Genomic DNA, 16,779 nt, shown 5'->3' with positions numbered 1-16,779 from the left:
TTTCTGTTATTCTATCACATAAAATCCTAAAAGAAAAGCCCTATGAATCAGGACTTTAAGGGAGATTTATGCACAAATCGGCTAAGCATTTTATAAACAAGGGATCGGTACTGAGAGTTGGCACGCGAAAGTAATATCCATCCTTGATAATTGTTTTATATTCTATATCAAGTTCAACTAGAGTTTCTGAATGCTCAGAAACAAAAGACATAGGTGATAGAACTACAGGTACACCATCAGCTTTTGCGCGTAATAGCTCACTTTCAGTGCTTGGCTCTAGCCATTTTACAGGACCTATCTTACTCTGATAACATATTGACCAATCAAGATCTTTAATATTCAAATTTTTTACTATTAATTTTACTGTTTCTTCTATCTGTGAAGCATAAGGGTCGCCCTTTTTAATGATACTAAGAGGTAAGCTATGGGCTGAAAATAGGACTCTTGGTTTACCGATTTTGCTAGCCAATTTATAGTACTTAGCTATCAGATTAGCGTGAGCTTCAATAAAATCTTGGTTATCATAATAACGGTGAATCATTTTTGTATTGCATTTTAGGCCATACCGTTTAGCATTTTTTTGCCAATTCTCGATGGATGACAGAGTTGTGGTAGTTGAATATTGAGGGTATAGTGGCAGCAGAATCACTTCATCAGGATCAAACTGTTTTACACTTTCAATAACTTCGTCAGCAAATGGACGCCAATAGCGCATGCAGATGAATACCTTGTGTACATGGTTTCTATTTTCGTTTAATTTTAGTTCTAAAGCATTAGCTTGCATTTTTGTATTCTCTAGAATTGGCGATTTACCTCCAATTTCCTCGTATATTTTTCGTGCAGTATTTTCTCGTTTCGCAGATATAAACTTTGCTAAAAGAAACCGAAAGGGATTCGGTAGATTGATTATTCTCCTGTCATAAAAAAGGTTGAATAAAAAAGGACGGACCGCATTTAGTGAATCAGGCCCGCCAAGATTAAATAAGATAACTGCCTTTTTCACCTACGCACTACTACAACAAGTTACTTTCGGGGTACCTATAAAATTAGCTACACACTCATCAAATTTAGTTATAGGCACTAAATTTCTCACATTTGCATACAATAAGTGGCCAAATCTCTGCATGTTACTCTGTGTGGATTCAAAACTTCTATCAAAAAACAGATCAACACAAAAACTTGGCACGGTTTCAAGAAGTTCAACAGCAGCTAAAGATAGCATTATACAACTTTGCAGGACCTTCAAAAGAACCTTTAGAGGGAAAAGTAAAACTTTAACGAAAAGAGAGGTGCTACTCGTTTCATTCAGTGGTTGCCCTGAATTGGGCGAATTATACTCGATGTGTTTTCTATTTTGATCAAAAATAGGAAATTTTATAGTATCTTTCTTAAATTCCGCGTCTATTTCTTTTCTACTATGGTTAGTGATTTTTTCCATTAACTTCTCACGCAGATGAAAAGTTCTGACAATAAAACATGTGGCAATCATTAAGGCAGCACATAAAAGTGCGCATTGCATGAGGCTCATACTGCCTAGCATAGCTGGCAGTGCAAAACAAACAAGCGGTGCTATGATTGTCATTTCAAGAAATGGAATAGTGTTTCTTTTCATTGCAAAGGCAGCACCTTCTTTTAATTTTGTATTATGATGTGAACTATATTCCAAATAACTTAAAAATGCCAGACTAAAAGTCAAAAACCCTTTTGTTCCACACAAAAGCGATGACTTAAAGTTACTTACTAATTTTTTAGTAGTAGATTCAGCTTGTTTAGTAGTGTTATTTTTACAACATTTACCCATACAATACCTCCTTGATGATTTGTCCTTAATTATAGATAAAAAATCACTTCTATGAAATTAAAATTTGTAATAAAATAAATCTATAAATGTACTATTCTATATAAGGAAATAATATGGCAATTGAGAAGACACTTTCAATCTTAAAACCTGATGCAGTAAAAAATAATATTACAGGCAATATAAATTCCTACATCGAACAATCTGGGCTGAAAATCACAGCACAAAAAATGATGTTACTAACAAAAAAACAAGCAGAGCTGTTTTATGAAATTCATAAAGATAGGCCTTTTTTTGGGGAATTAGTAGAGTTTATGACCTCTGGTTCTGTGGTAGTTCAAGTTTTAGTTGGTGAAAATGCAGTAAGTAAATACAGACAAATCATGGGAGCTACCGATCCAAAGCAGGCAGATAAAGGCACAATCAGGGGTGATTTTGCTGATGATATTAGTGAAAATAGAGTTCACGGCTCAGATAGTCTAGAAAATGCTCGTAAGGAGATAGCTTTCTTTTTTGCTGAATGTGAGTTGGTGTAGTCAACTCAGATTGGCGTCATCCAAGTAGCTGACAACATAGAAACGAAAAAACTTCCTTGACAAACCTCACCAGCCCCCTTATCATGAAACTGAAGCTATTGTATTTGCTTTCGCCAATCTGCAGATTAAAAGGTAAGGATTACTTAATGTATCGGCGTCTTATGTTCAATTTTTTGCAGTATATAGATACTGTATGTCTTTACAAAACTTCATCTACATCTAGATTTTTATCTAAATAAGCTGAACGCGCTTATAAAGCGTTACAAGACATCAAAAAATGCCAATACTCGACAGAGATAGTAAAAGACTAGCTAACTCGGGGATTCTTTATCTTTTTTTCTGCTTAGTAAATTTCTTAAACATTTGCAGCGTAAGTTAGTTGCAATTAAAAGCAGCTTAATCTTGCTTGTCAAGCGTTTAAAACATAAAAAACGCCAATATTTTAAAGCGGATAATAACCCCAGGGCTTCTTTTGCCTTTTTTTTCATTTGGTAAATTTCTTAATATTTATAGCTAAAGTAATTTAAAAGTCCGTGAAGGGTGTCATGCCAGTGCTTGACACTGGCATCCAGTTTTCCATATAATCTCATCAAAATGTTTATTTTCTAGCTACTTTTATACTTATCAACCCAGTATGCTTACTTACAATTAAAATTTCTGGATCCCAGTGTCTGGGCACTGGGATGACAGCTAGCCTGACAACCGTCATCCCGCTACTTGTTAGCGGGATCTAGAGATACCGAGAATGAATCGCGGTATGACGTAGGACTGCTGTCATTCCAGTCTGGAATCTAGTTCTTATTGTACATTTACTTGGTAGAGTTAAATTTCCTGGATCCAAGTAGTCGGCTACTCGGATGACAGGAGAAGGTACTGCCGTCATAAAGGAACCAGTGTCAGCTACTTGGATGATACCTTTTTTCTACTTAGTTTGGGTTATGCAAGAAGTCTATTATAATCAGGCTTTAAGTGTGCGGAAGTAATTTTTTTCGTTAAAGTAAAAAATTTTTTCTATAGCTGATCAAAGTGGGATCAAGAGAAACTTACCACTTTCTTTACAAAGGGTTTGATGTTACCATTTGACTGCCTATTCTGAATTTATTGAATGAACGTTAACATAAAGAATCTAGTTCATGCTTTCTCTAAATTGCCAAGTTTAGGGCCATCATCATCACGCAGGTTAGTTATACATTTACTCCAAAACAAAGAAAAAGTTATGCTACCACTTGCATCTTTGATTAAAGAGCTAGCAGATCTTATAATAGAGTGTGAAGTTTGCGGAAATCTAGATACTAAGTCACCTTGTTCTATTTGTACTAACCCAAAACGTGACACTAAGTTACTGTGTGTAGTAGAAGAATTAGGTGATCTATGGGCGTTTGAAAAAGGAAATATATATTCAGGTTTATACCATGTTTTGGGTGGCAGATTGTCTGCAATAAATGGCATAGGTCCAAAAGAACTCAACCTTGACACTATTCTGAAAAGAGTGACAGAGTCTAAAATTGAAGAGATAATTATCGCAATTAATCCGACATTAGAGGGCCAAGTTACTGCACAATATATAATTGAATTGCTAAAAAATTTGGATGTGAAAATATCACGCCTTGCTTGCGGCATACCAATGGGCGGAGAAATTGACTATCTTGATGAAGGAACGCTGAGGATAGCACTTACTTCAAGACAAGAATATGAGTTAAATATAAAATAAGACATGTGCTTAAAAAAACTTATATCGCTAATAACATTCAAAAAGAAAAAAATAGTGCCACCACTTAAAGTGGTGGCTTGGGAAAATGACCACCTAAACTATAAGCAATTTTCAGGTAAATTCAACACTATAATTAAAACAATTGATCAGTCTTTTACAATAATATCTTTGGAAGGATATGATAGATGGGGCAAGACGTTTTTTTTGAAAGAATGGGTAAAAGAGTTAAAACAGCAAAATGAAATTGCAGCTTATTATAGTGCATGGGATATCAATGCATTGGACCAACCACTGCCTTCTTTTTTAAATTTCCTATTTGAAGATTTATTTGTATCGTATAAAGTAAAAAGAAGTGTTATACAACAGTTCAAGAACATAAACCAAGAGCTATTTTCTCTAAACACACTAGGAAAGCTGATCAGTAAATCTCCACTTGCTATGCTTTCAGTATTTCTTGATGCTGCAAAAGAGGCTGATAAAAAAGACATAGGTTTTGTCTTGAGTGAATTAAGTCTTCTCCAAAGAAGAAAAGAGAGTACTAGAGATTTTAAAACACAGTTAGCGGATGTGGTTAATAAAATCAGAAAAGACAAAAACATTTATATAATGGTGGATAATCTTGATGTGTGCCGTCCTAAATTCGTTGTCGATTTTTTGGAATCTATAAAGTATATGCTTGATGTGGAGGGGCTGGTTTTCATTATTTCTGTAAGTAAAGATAAGAGTAATGTACAAAGAGCAATCAGCACAATACTTGGACCAAATTTTGACCTAAAATCTTTTACTGATCTCTCTTTACATTTGCCAAAACAACCGATAGAAAAATTTACAAAAGAACTATTTGAAAATATTAAATTACCGAAAAAGTCAAAAAATTTGATTGTAGATAGTTTTATATTTTATGCAGAAAGCCTGTCACTATCGTTAAAAACAATAGAATACTGCGTAAAAAAAATAAAGCTGTGTCTTCTGAATCACACAAGAGAAGAATTACCTGATCCGAATTTGTTTTCATTTTTGGTAATACTGCAATCGATAAATATTGATATATATGAGGAATTAGGTTTTTCATATCAAAGAGCATTGGAAAAAATTGAAAATGAATATAAATCTTTAGTTCTAAATGGTCAAGAAGAATGGGAAAAACTTAAAACCTCTCTAGAAACTGCTTTTGCAGAGAGGGAGTCAAAAATTAACAAAGCTATAAAGGATATACTATTTTGAAAAGATACCCTACCTTTACATATACAAAGATAGGGTAACATTTGATTAACGCCCTTTTACTATGTCATTACCTTGTTCAAACTTTCTGATTAATTCGCTTACATTGACATTAGATAATTTTTTACCTGCAGATTTGTCATTATGTGAAGCATCAGGTTTACGAAGGTCTTCCTTACTGTTACTCCTAGTAATATTACATCTAACAATGTTTGAATTATTAGACTTATCGCTTACATCTGAAATATTGCTTTTTTCACTACATGAAGACGAATTACTCGACATATCGCCTAAGCTAAAGAGCTTTTTACCTTGATAGATTGGATTCCAATCAAGTGGATTATAAGTTTTTTTGCTAGTCTCAACCTTTTGGTTATTTTGCTGTTTAGGAGAAAAACCAAGTTTTTCTCTTTCTTTCTTGCTTAGCGTTTTGAGAAATTTTACGGTTTCTAATTCATCAGTTGCTTGTACTTTATGTAAATCAAAGCTTTTTTGATGGTTATCCTGCTTAACATTTTCCATCATTTTATCTTTTATTGTTCTATCCTCATCATCAGAAGTGCTGCTACTAATATCACTGATACCACTATCCCCTGAATTGCGGCGTTGTTTGTTAGGAGTGCTATGAATGTTGTCTTCCATGAGTTTTTGCATTGTTGGGCCAAATGTTCTTCCAAGATTGCTACTCACTGTTTTATTACTATCATTTGCTTGAGAATGAGGTACATTTCGCTCAAAAATTGCTTTTATTCCAGCAAATTTAGCTTTGGAAGATTTCGGAGGAACAGGTGGGGCAACCATGCCTTTTGAGTTAATCTTTCCTTCATTTTTAGGAAAAATTTTTGGATTATTTTTTTCTACTGTAGTATTCATTTTTTTACCTCTAAACCTATTAACTAATAAAAGTATAAACTTAGAGGTATTAATTTTGTAATAACAATGCTAATAGATTACCGCAGTTTCAATAAGCATCACCAGAGGATTCTCTATATAATGCTTAAAGGCATTTAAAAACTTTGCTCCGAGTGCCCCATCAACTGCTCTATGGTCAACAGAGAGCGTTACTGTCATTATTTCTGCTATTTCTATTTTCTCATTCATAACAATTGGTTGTTTTTTAGATGCACCAACTGCCATAATGCAAGATTGCGGCGGATTGATTATAGCACTGAAGGCTTTTATACCAAACATCCCTAAGTTGGAGATAGTAAACCCTCCTCCTTGAAACTCTTCAGGTTTCAATTTTCCAGATCTTGCTCTGCTTACTAAATCTTTCACTTCTTTTGATATAGATAAAATACCCTTTTTATCAGCATTTTTTACTATAGGAGTAATTAGCCCATCTTCAAGTGCCACAGCGATTGAAATATCTATATTTGAATATCTCAGTATTTTATTATCTATCCACGAAGAATTTATATCAGGAAATTTTTTCATGCTGAAAGCTGCAGCTTTTATGATTAGATCATTAATTGTTACTTTATTGTTTTCATCTGCTGAGTTAATCTCGTTTTTTAACGATATTAACTTATCAACCTGGCAATCTACAGTTAAATAAAAATGTGGAACATTCTGTTTTGATTCAGTCAGGCGCTGTGCTATCACTTGGCGCATGTTGCTTACTTCAACTATGGTATCTTTCTCAGGACTTTCAGTATGTATACCACTGCCTAAAAACTCCAACACATCAGCCTTAATTATGCGACCATATGGTCCTGTACCTTTTAATTGCTGCACATTAACCCCTTCATTTTGAGCTATTTTCTTAGCTAATGGGCTTATTTTTGTTCTACCTTCTGCATAACCCTCTGTCATCTGAGTAGCTGACACTGGGATCCATTCTTCTTTTCTAGATCCCAGCGTCAAGCACTGGGATGACATTGAGGGGTTGGATTCCAGCGTCACGCGCTGGAATGACACCGAAGAATGACTTATTGGCTTTCCGTTTAAATCTTGGTGTTCTGATTTTTGATTATCAACAGCACTTTTTGTCACTTCCTTTTTAACTGCACTATTGATGGAAGTTGAAGTATAGTTGTTAAGTGCACTTTCATCTTCTCCTTCTTCCAGCATTAAAGCTATTGGTTGATTTACAGACACGCCACTTGTTCCTTCTGTTACTAAAATTTTTGCTATGACTCCTTCATCTATAGATTCAAACTCCATTATGGCTTTATCAGTCTCTATCTCAGCAATTACGTCGCCTACTTCAACTTTGTCTTGTTCTTTTTTATGCCACTTTACAATTTTTCCTCCAGTTTTGCTCATTGTCGGTGAAAGAGCAGGCATTAATATTTCTATAGGCATTGATTTTGCATTTAAAGATCTATTCAATTTTTAATTTACTCTTTATCTTATGTCAACCTAATCGTGAATTATGATGAATAAGTCTGTTACACTATCCCTCACGTTATCCCAGTGCGTGACACTGGGATCTTGGTTCAGTACTATTATCCTATTGTTTTTATTATTTAGCCATAGCTTGTTTGCTAACAACTTTGTTTCAACCAAATCAAATAAGATCAACATGAGAACGGGGCCAGGGTTTCACTATCCTGTAAAATGGATATACACTTGCAAAAATCTGCCCCTGAAAGTGATAGAAGAGTTTGAGAGTTGGAAAAAGGTCTGCGATATAGATGAAGACTGCGGATGGATAAAAGGCAATCTTCTTAGTGATAAGCGCTACGCGATTGTAAAAGAAGATACTTATGGATATCAAAAACAGAGTGTAGACAGCAAGATTACTATGAAAATAGACAAGTTTGTTGTGATGAAGATAGAAAAATGCAACGAAGAATGGTGCTTTCTTTCCACCCCAAAACGCAAAGCATGGGTACAAAAAAAACATATATATGGGGTTGATTAGGTTGACAAAAGATCTGAATTAACACTAGTTTCTGGGCCTTCTGTAGCATGCTCTTCAGATGAAGCAGAGGGTTCTTGAGGCTCTGGAGACTGTACAGGGCTATCACAGAAACTCCTTAACATCTCCTCAGCGGATGAATCTAAAATTTGTACAATAGACTTTTCACTCTGCTCTTTTAGCGATTGATCCATTCTAGAAATCAACTCAGAAAACTCGCTACCTGATTTTTCAGCTTCATTTTTTATTTTACTTTCTATGCTTGCAATATTGCCTTGTTCAATTTCTTCTTTTGTTATGTTGAACGAATTTGCAGCATCTTGATATCCAATCTTGCAATTTCCACAACCAATTATGCAAAAAGCAATAGAATTAGATATTTCGCTTGCAGCCCACTTATGTATAGCGTAAGCCAAATAATTGTCATGGTATTTAATGCTAAATTGTTGTTCTATTAGCTCAGAAATTTTATTCTTTAGAGACATAAAGTACCCTCCTTACATTCGTTATACCTTTTTGTTAAGATACAGCAATTACACCATTTACTACATGCTTTACTTTAATTAATTATTAAAACGAGAGCATAATTTTCAGAGTTATATCTTTTTACCTTAACAATTCTTTTTTGAGTTCCTCTTCAATCATCTTAGTTAAACTCGTGTCAAACTCACTCCTCGAAAAATCCCTAACCTCCCCGGGATCATATCGATTTCCTATCATTTTTTCAATAGCATCATTTATTATGTTTATGTCAAATCCCTTTATAATAGGCGTTACCTTCACCTGCCCTGCAGAGCCTTTACCATAAATTCTTTTGCTTTTATCAATGCAACCACCTGCACCAGGTTTACTGCTTCCAAAACCCTTGCTACACTTTACTGTTTCATGCTTGATTTCACCATTTTCTATATATATTATTTTATTATCTTCAGTAACCCGCAATCCTGTTGTTGTGGTTTTTTCTTTTAATTTTACACTATCATCAATTATTGGTTCGGTATAATCCTTATACTCATATATTTTATAGATGTCTCCGCCTCCCATAGTGATTAAATCCTTGCACTCTTGTTTACCTAAACGACACTTTCTTATAAAAATAGGACCCCCATCCTTATCTGTATATTCCTTTTCCCTGTTACCTCCTCCCTGTTCAACTTTAATGTTAATTATAGGATAATCAAGATCAATTTCCAATTCAGCTTTAATATAATCTCCTGGCATTCCTACTCTACTTTCAGTGGAATTAGGTGTGTAAGTGTAAGGTGTATCTTTTATGTGACCTGCTTCACCACATCCCCACACTTCTATTTCAACACGGCTAGATGTTATTTGTGAGCCATCCACATCATAATCTCCACTTCCAAAAACATGGGACTTTTCGCTCTTTTTTTCCGGTTCTTGTTTCTCTTTTTCCAGTTGTTTCTCGATTATCTCTTTTAACTTCTCTTTGAGACCTTCTAAATCGAACCTACACAATTTATCAGCGTAAAAAACCTCTGTTCTGTTTGCTTTAATCAGTTGATCTTTTAATTGTGTACACTTTCGTACTTCATTTTTTTCATCTCTTAATACTTTACCATCCTTATCTTTACAATCCACTTCCTCATACCTTAAGTAGAATGGCTTATCATCTTCATTTTTATTCAAATATTGTTTTGAACGGCTACACTTTCCATCAAAGCAGATGCAACCATCATCACCTTGCTCACATCCTTCTTTATGCTCTACATCCGTCAATTTGTATACTACTTTCAGTCCTTCACCAGATTTTAATTTTTCGTCTATTTTGCTATCTTTCTTCACACAATAACTGCATTCTTCCTTCTTCTGCTCATTTTCATCAGGGAAGAAACCATACTCTTGCTTATTAAATATTATTTTATCCAACCTCTCTTGAGTTTCTTTCAAAGGGTAAACTATTTCCTTGCTTGGAAGATAATAGAACTGATTTGATTCCTTGGAGTAAACAGCATTGTATTTAGTATATCTTGTTCCCATTAATTTTAGTGGTATTATTTTATTTTCTCTTTCAAGAACAAACTCCTCTGGTTCTGGCTGCCATCCAGAAAGACAAAGCATTTTACTGTTAGAATTTCCTTTATACTTTACTTCTATTTCTGGTTGTCCTAAGTTGTTCAATTTGCACTTATTCCCCTGAAACTCTTTACATTCCGTTTCAATATCAGGAACATAGCCATATTCTTTCAGAACTTTAAATTGTTGCGGATTACTTTCTAATATACCTTCTATAATATTATCAATGTAACTTTTTGTGTTACTACTGTCAGTCGTTTTTGCTACTATTGCTGGTTTTACTACTTTTAAAGATAGAGGGCCGATGTTCTTAGTAGAATTAGTGATAACATTGAAAGTACAGACACCATTGCTGTAGACTCCATGTGCTCTATAAGTACAAGTGCTCTCGCTCATCTTCATTTTTATTTCTAGCGTGTTTTCATTTGCTACCTTCACTATCTCAGGCTCTGGAGCAGGTGGTGCCGGGAAACAGCGGACGAACTGTGGATTTTTTTTGTCTATACTTTGAGTTCCATGGTATTCAGCGCAGAGCTGGCCCTTTTTTCTATAGGTTTTGAAGTAATAGTGAGTATCCTTATCTGTAACAGTATATGAGTGATTTGGAATGTTCTCATTATTTGAAACAACGTGTGGAAAACCTAACTCTTTTCTTTCCTCCAGTCCGCTAATTATCACCCCAACTCTTGGATCGAAGTAATCATTATCTTCATTTGTTATAGGAACAATTCTAACTTGTGGAGGTGACATCGCAAGTTGTTCACAGAATGGAGGGGGGCTAGGTGCAAATGGCACAGGAGCACATTTTACTGCCGTTTGGTAGCAGGTATCACAGACTTTTTCCATCTCCCCAGAACGGAAAATATTCTCACCCGAAAATACTCTAGAACCCCATGAAGAAATTCCTGACATACAAGCCCCTTTTTGACTGCAAGCACATATTTTAGGAGAGTTAGCGAATCTTCTTTTTTCCTCATCAGTAACACCGTCTGCCCATTCCCATTTAAGACCCCGAGCAATTTCTCCTCCAGCTTTTGTTTTATCTCCTTCCCAGTCGATAAAAGCTGCAGCAGAAACTCCAGCTCCTGTACCTTGCGTTCCATATATCTGGCGGCAGGATTCCCCACTTTGTAAGCCATAACAATAACTTTGTCCATCATAAGCACATACTCTAATTTTGGGATTAAAGTAACCATCAACTCCTTGATCTTTTATTGCTTGCACCTTAATTTCCTTTACCCAATCTTCACCAACTATTGCTTCCCACCAAGTATTACTTTCTACAAATGTTGGACAATCAGCATATCCTTGATACGAAAGACCAAGTATCAAAAAAAATATCAATAAGAAATTAAGCTTTACACTTCTCATAAAATACCGGTAACCACTCATTAACTTCTTCTCCTTTTTCTTTTATTGCCTCATACATATACTTTATAGTCTCTTTGTTAGCTGAAAGTACATGTATTTCTTGCATATCCTTCAAATCCAGATTTAAGGTTACTAATCCTTTGTACTGTTTTATCAAAAATAAACCTTCCTGTGTTGGCGTCTGCAGAATTATATTCAGCTCCTCTTTCGATAGAGAAAATGCCTTCATGTATAATCTATTTGCATTGACGTTCGGCATCAAGATTCTTGTATCAACATGTTTATCTAAATATTGAGTAAATTTGCTAGCAAATGCGAGATTTAAATTCTCAGTACTTAGGATTACTACAACATTTAGTTCCGTCATTCTTTGCATCCAGTTATCAAACTCTTTCTCTGTAGGAAAAATATTACTTATCTCCCATGCTTCATCCAAAACAAGTATTGCAGGCGAGCCATCACATTTTGCCTCAAAAGAATATAAAAAATAGTAAAGTATCACGGACATACATTCCTTTTGTTTTGTAAGGTTTGCGGTGTTGAGAGATATAATTTTTGTTTCCCAGTCAATATCTGATTCATTACCATCTTGAAATAAGTAAGCAAAGTCACCATCGTCACACCATCTACTTATCTTACCCTCGAGAAGCAAGAGCACCTCAGAAATTTGTGAAATAGAACGCGATTCCCTTGGTATAGCAAATATAGAATCCACGATTTTTCTTATCTTTTCTTCTACGTCCACCAAGCTCGTATCGGCTACCATTCTTCTGATCAGTTCAACCAACATATTGCGATTGGAAGCACTATCTTCAATGTTTAGTGGATTAAATTTTAGGCTTTTGTCCTTATATTTTGGATCGATTATGTAATATTTACCACTCACTGCTTTAGTAAAAATTATTGATTTTCCAGTGTTATCCAATATGACAATTCTTGGGTTAAACTTTCTTGATTCTGATAATAGAAAATTAATGAGTGAAGTTCTGCCTGAATTTGGAGCTCCGAGTATCGTAGTATGGCCATTATTTCTTTTTCCATGAAAATTAAAGAAGTAAGGATTTCCTTTTTTTGAGAAAAAAATCATTACCGCTTCTTTCCACCTTCTTCCTTTTAATGTACCTGACGTAAAATCGTGCAGCATAGCAAAGCTGCAAGCGTATTTTGTTAAGATATTTTTCGGTTGCGTAATAAAAGCAAAATTGCCTGGAAGTTGTGCCCAAAAATGACTTTCCATATGTAAATCAGTTCTAAACATCATGAAGCCAACTAATGACATTATAGAAGATAAATCACTAATACTTTCAGCTAACTTATTCCTATCATCTGCAAATATTGTAAAAATAATTTTCTGTTGGCAGAAGTCTATACTAGAGGTCTTTTCAAGCTCTATTATTTCTTCAATTCCTGAGCTTTTAAGTAAGGTATTATCCTCACTAATTTGCAGCATGTTGATTTGTTTTTTAAATTCTTTTATTGCTTTGTTATTACTAGTAAATATCATTATTTCTGTAATGATAAATTCAGATTCAAGCTGCAAGCATCTATCTATATTACCTAAAGAGATTTCCCGGTATTCTTTTATGCTGAAAATAGAGCCAAATTTCTGTTGATTTTCAAATATTGTTTGAAACGTATTGAAACCAAAAGCTATTTTAAAATTTCTAATATATTGCGACAGGTCCCTTTCATGTATTGGATAATCTTTGTGCGTTAATGTAACAATATAGTGGAGAAATTCTATCATTTCAGAATATATTTTACCTTCACTAAACCTTAGACTCAGTTTTTTAGCTCCAAAAGGTCCTAAATCATTTTGAATTACGTCAGTTATCTTTTGCAACTCCTGATGGCTTTCTTGTAAAGACAACTTATGCTTATTCTTTATTCTATTGAAAAAAAACGAATTATTAGTATGCTTGCCAAAATCGCTAAACAATATTACAATGTATAGTTCATTTATATACTGTAATTTACTATCAGTTAGTTTATTAAACCACGTTGAATGTAGGTTGTCAGAGAAGTCTTCAGTTTTATTCCATTTCAAGCTCAGTTTATTGCGCTTTCTAACGGTATGAATCCAAACGGTAAAATACAGGCTATTAATATTTTTTGATATGCTTTTTCTAATTTCAGTTCTGAGGTCGCTGTAGTTATCAACAGAAGAATAATCTTCTAACTTGATTATTTTTAACAATTCTCCCTGTTTTGTGAGTATGGTTTCTTCATCGTAATGACAAGCATAAGGAACAAAATCTAAATCAATGCTTTCTAGTAATGCTAAGTTGTTCTTTTTTTTAAGCTTAGAGTTAACTGTTGGTACTTTTAACTGCATATGCGTATTCAATAAAGATAATTAAAAAAGATAAAAATACTATCTTAATTTTTATCTTTTTTTTCGCTATCGGATTGTAATTTTATATCTTTTGTAAAGTTAAATTTTTCTTTTAAGTAGTCTGTTGCCTTTTCTGTACTACCGAACATCAGGACCAGTACACCAAACATTATCATAAAAAAGATTAGACCTCTGAACACTACTGCAAGTATCACTGCAGCTATACACAACCCTATGATTGTTGAAGGACTCATATTTTCTACAGTATCTTTAACTGAAAATGAAGAAATAAAATTTTTTACCGTTTCTTGTATACCCTTTAATTCATCACTCGCCGAACTTGCTTCGCTAGAATATGATGCAAAAATGAAACTTAATAAGGCTATAAAAACCAAAACTTTATTCAATTGAATGCGCATCAACTAAACACCTTTTAAACATTCCTCAAATATAACAACTTTTATATCAATAGGCAAGAACTGAATTCACTTATCCACTACAAGTAACACATATTTAATTTTTACCGCTGCGAACATGCTGTAAGCTCTTATCATCAACAGGACGACTCAAATTGGTGGATGTTAATTCACTTGAAGGGGTTAAATACCATGTAGTTATTGCCTCTATAGCAAATACTGCTCCTATGACACACAATATTCCTAATTTTGCTATTGCTGCTGCAACAAGACATCCCACTGCTAGAAGAGCACAACCTGCTGCAAGTGCAACGTGAAGATTTCTATCATTGGATTGTTTTTTAGATAGGATATCTTTAGAAGCTTCTTGTTTGCTTGAAACAGCTTTCTCCTCTTTTTCTTCGGGTTGCATTGGATCTTTCTTCTCATGATGTTTAGAAGGAGATCTTCGTCCACTTGGCCCTTTGGACCTTGTTTTAGTTAGGTGTGCTAATTTTGTCTCTCCTTCATCCTCTGGTTGTAAGCCATTATCTCCTTCAACAGAGCTCAATGTTGAGTTTAAACTTTCCTCAGATGAAGTGCTTGTTACTAAAGTTAAACTGCTCCTTCTGCTACTTACTGGTGATTTCAAACTTTCTTTACTCGTTCTAGGTGAGTCTATTCCACTATCTGAGTCATTGCCACTACTGAGTTTAGAAGTTTGCTTCTCCTCTATTTCTTTCACAACCTTGCTACATTTTTCAAACACTTCCTCTGTAACATCTGAATTACTAAGTATTTTATTATCACCACTTTTTTTCTCAGCTACATTCAAGGGTGTTTCTTGTGTGTTGTTTTGCTCTTCAATATGTTTTAGCTGCATTTGATCTTCAATATTTTCTTCAACAGCATTTGGTATTGAGCTTACACTGCTGCTCCTGTTAGTAACATCCAAAATTGTTTGTACTATTGCTGCCTTTTTTTTTGAGTCTAGTTTTTTTGACTCTGTTATTTCTGCTTTCAACGCTGGAAGAAAGTGTTGGATATAATTATTATAATGTTCTCTTTTTTTCCCCACTGATTTTTCTAACTCAGCTAATGCTTCAGGACTAGTTCCTTGCTTGGATGACTCTAAGTGTTTTGCAATAGCCTGCTCATTTTGTCGTTCTCTCAGTATTTTTTCCAATTCAGCCAATGTTTTAGGACTAGCTCCCTGCTTGAACAACCTTTTGCATTCTTTGGAAGTCTCATCTTGATTTTCTTGATAATTTTCTGCTGTTACCTTTTTGTATATAGTGTTGCTCAATTGTTGGTTAATATCTCCTTCCTTACTCTTAGGTTTTTTAAAGGGACTGTGCATAACATTCCTCCATACATAATAAAATGTATAGATACCTTTTTAGCGTTAATTTTACATTAAAACTGGGCAATTATGCCATATTATAAATAATTGCGGCAACTTGCTTATTGGAAGGTCGCTTAACTATTTGCTTTCTGGGCTTTCTACTTCTACAGATTTGCTATTAATATGATTCTTTGCTTGTTGAACTAACATATCCACTACTTCTTTTACAGGCTTTTCCCTATCAACCATGCCAACACTTTGGCCGGCCATTAAAGATCCTGTTTCAACATCTCCTTCAATCACTGCCCTTCTTAAAGCTCCAGCCCAGAACTTTTCTATTTCAAGCTGCCCATCTTCTTTTGAGATCTGTCCCTTTTGGTATTCATCAATAACTTCTTTTTGACGCTTCATGAAGTCATCGCTTGCTTTGTTGGCTATAGCTCTTACAGGAATTACAGGAAAATCAGCACTTATCTGTACAGAAGGTATTGCATTACGTGCGGCCGATTTAATAAACACTTCCTTAAAATTTTTGTGGGCAATTGACTCATTAGTGCAGACAAATAATGTACCTATTTGACAGCCACTTGCTCCCATTTCCAGGTAATTAACTATCATTTCACCTCTTCCTATTCCACCTGCAACAAACACTGGTATTTGTTCATTTTTAAAATGAGGCAATATCTCTTGTGCAAGAACAGAAGTACTAACTGGACCTATATGCCCACCTGCTTCCATTCCTTCTATTATTAATGCATCTACTCCCATTTTTACTAACCTTTTCGCAAGGCTTAATGCTGGTGCAAAGCACATAACTTTAATGCCTGCACCCTTGATTTTTTCTGTATTAGGCTTTGTTGGCAGTCCACCGGCAAGCACTATATGGCTCACTTTCGTTTCAATACACACATCTATCAACTCACTCAACTTTGGGTGCATAGTAATTAGATTTACACCAAATGGCTTGTTAGTTAACTTCTGTGTCTCTATGATTTCTTTTTCCAGTAAGTCTGGGAACATTGCACCACATGCAATCACACCAAAACCACCAGCGTTTGAGATTGCTGAGACCAAGTTTCTCTCTGAAACCCAGCTCATAGCACCACCCATTATAGCAAACTCACTGCCAAGAAAATCTGTTCCTTTTTTCCAGAGGCTACTTAACAT

The 16,779-nt window shown here is 34.7% G+C and carries 14 protein-coding genes; 4 read left to right on the top strand and 10 right to left on the bottom strand.

Translation table 11 applies throughout. The features are described from left to right. Nucleotides 1–55: 55 nt before the first annotated feature. Nucleotides 56–1,003, bottom strand: coding sequence for a ferrochelatase (hemH, locus tag OOL03_RS00515; RefSeq protein ID WP_264707399.1), 948 nt, complete (start codon nucleotides 1,001–1,003; stop codon nucleotides 56–58). Then, a complete protein-coding gene (locus OOL03_RS00510) occupies nucleotides 1,004–1,801 on the bottom strand; it encodes a hypothetical protein (RefSeq protein ID WP_006279845.1) in 798 nt (265 codons plus the stop codon). A gap of 113 nt (nucleotides 1,802–1,914) precedes the next feature. Here OOL03_RS00510 and ndk point away from each other — a divergent pair, with 113 nt between their 5' ends. From ndk to OOL03_RS00490, 3 genes are all read left to right on the top strand, one after another. Beyond that, entirely contained in the window at nucleotides 1,915–2,334 is a 420-nt protein-coding gene (gene ndk, locus OOL03_RS00505; RefSeq protein WP_015589428.1) for a nucleoside-diphosphate kinase, read from the top strand. 1,105 nt (nucleotides 2,335–3,439) lie between these two features. Further along, on the top strand, nucleotides 3,440–4,045 hold the full coding sequence (recR, locus tag OOL03_RS00495) for a recombination mediator RecR (protein ID WP_010963080.1): 606 nt from the start codon (nucleotides 3,440–3,442) through the stop codon (nucleotides 4,043–4,045). Between the two features lie 3 nt (nucleotides 4,046–4,048). Then, a complete protein-coding gene (locus tag OOL03_RS00490) occupies nucleotides 4,049–5,269 on the top strand; it encodes a KAP family P-loop NTPase fold protein (RefSeq protein WP_264707398.1) in 1,221 nt (406 codons plus the stop codon). A 45-nt stretch (nucleotides 5,270–5,314) separates the two neighbouring features. Here OOL03_RS00490 and OOL03_RS00485 read toward each other — a convergent pair whose 3' ends face one another. Beyond that, nucleotides 5,315–6,139 carry a hypothetical protein gene (locus tag OOL03_RS00485; RefSeq protein WP_264707397.1) on the bottom strand — a complete coding sequence of 275 codons (825 nt, stop codon included), beginning with the start codon at nucleotides 6,137–6,139 and terminating at the stop codon, nucleotides 5,315–5,317. A 69-nt stretch (nucleotides 6,140–6,208) separates the two neighbouring features. Continuing rightward, a complete protein-coding gene (locus OOL03_RS00480) occupies nucleotides 6,209–7,573 on the bottom strand; it encodes a pyruvate dehydrogenase complex dihydrolipoamide acetyltransferase (RefSeq protein WP_264707396.1) in 1,365 nt (454 codons plus the stop codon). A 70-nt stretch (nucleotides 7,574–7,643) separates the two neighbouring features. Here OOL03_RS00480 and OOL03_RS00475 point away from each other — a divergent pair, with 70 nt between their 5' ends. Next, nucleotides 7,644–8,135, top strand: coding sequence for an SH3 domain-containing protein (locus OOL03_RS00475; RefSeq protein WP_007551030.1), 492 nt, complete (start codon nucleotides 7,644–7,646; stop codon nucleotides 8,133–8,135). Here the strand turns inward: OOL03_RS00475 and OOL03_RS00470 are convergent. The 6 genes from OOL03_RS00470 to OOL03_RS00445 all read right to left on the bottom strand — a co-directional run bounded on the left by OOL03_RS00470 (nucleotide 8,132) and on the right by OOL03_RS00445 (nucleotide 16,779). Next, nucleotides 8,132–8,617, bottom strand: a complete 486-nt coding sequence (locus OOL03_RS00470; RefSeq protein WP_182321229.1) for a WBM0748 family T4SS-associated protein — start codon at nucleotides 8,615–8,617, stop codon at nucleotides 8,132–8,134. The two genes, OOL03_RS00475 and OOL03_RS00470, sit on opposite strands and share 4 nt — an antisense overlap. Nucleotides 8,618–8,738: 121 nt before the next feature. Then, nucleotides 8,739–11,537, bottom strand: a complete 2,799-nt coding sequence (locus OOL03_RS00465) for a hypothetical protein (protein ID WP_264707395.1) — start codon at nucleotides 11,535–11,537, stop codon at nucleotides 8,739–8,741. Next, nucleotides 11,518–13,872, bottom strand: coding sequence for a VirB4 family type IV secretion/conjugal transfer ATPase (locus tag OOL03_RS00460; protein WP_264707394.1), 2,355 nt, complete (start codon nucleotides 13,870–13,872; stop codon nucleotides 11,518–11,520). The genes OOL03_RS00465 and OOL03_RS00460 overlap by 20 nt, the downstream gene beginning before the upstream one ends. A gap of 44 nt (nucleotides 13,873–13,916) precedes the next feature. Further along, entirely contained in the window at nucleotides 13,917–14,291 is a 375-nt protein-coding gene (locus OOL03_RS00455) for a hypothetical protein (protein ID WP_253303543.1), read from the bottom strand. 94 nt (nucleotides 14,292–14,385) lie between these two features. Next, nucleotides 14,386–15,627, bottom strand: coding sequence for a hypothetical protein (locus tag OOL03_RS00450; protein ID WP_264707393.1), 1,242 nt, complete (start codon nucleotides 15,625–15,627; stop codon nucleotides 14,386–14,388). 123 nt (nucleotides 15,628–15,750) lie between these two features. Then, complete coding sequence (locus tag OOL03_RS00445) at nucleotides 15,751–16,779, bottom strand: NAD(P)H-dependent flavin oxidoreductase (protein WP_264707392.1); 1,029 nt, start codon at nucleotides 16,777–16,779, stop codon at nucleotides 15,751–15,753.

It is taken from the genome of Wolbachia endosymbiont (group A) of Acrocera orbiculus (assembly GCF_947250015.1).
Lineage (GTDB): Bacteria > Pseudomonadota > Alphaproteobacteria > Rickettsiales > Anaplasmataceae > Wolbachia > Wolbachia pipientis.
The sequence above is the reverse complement of the archived record's forward strand: the minus strand, read 5'-3'. Positions and strand labels throughout refer to the sequence as shown.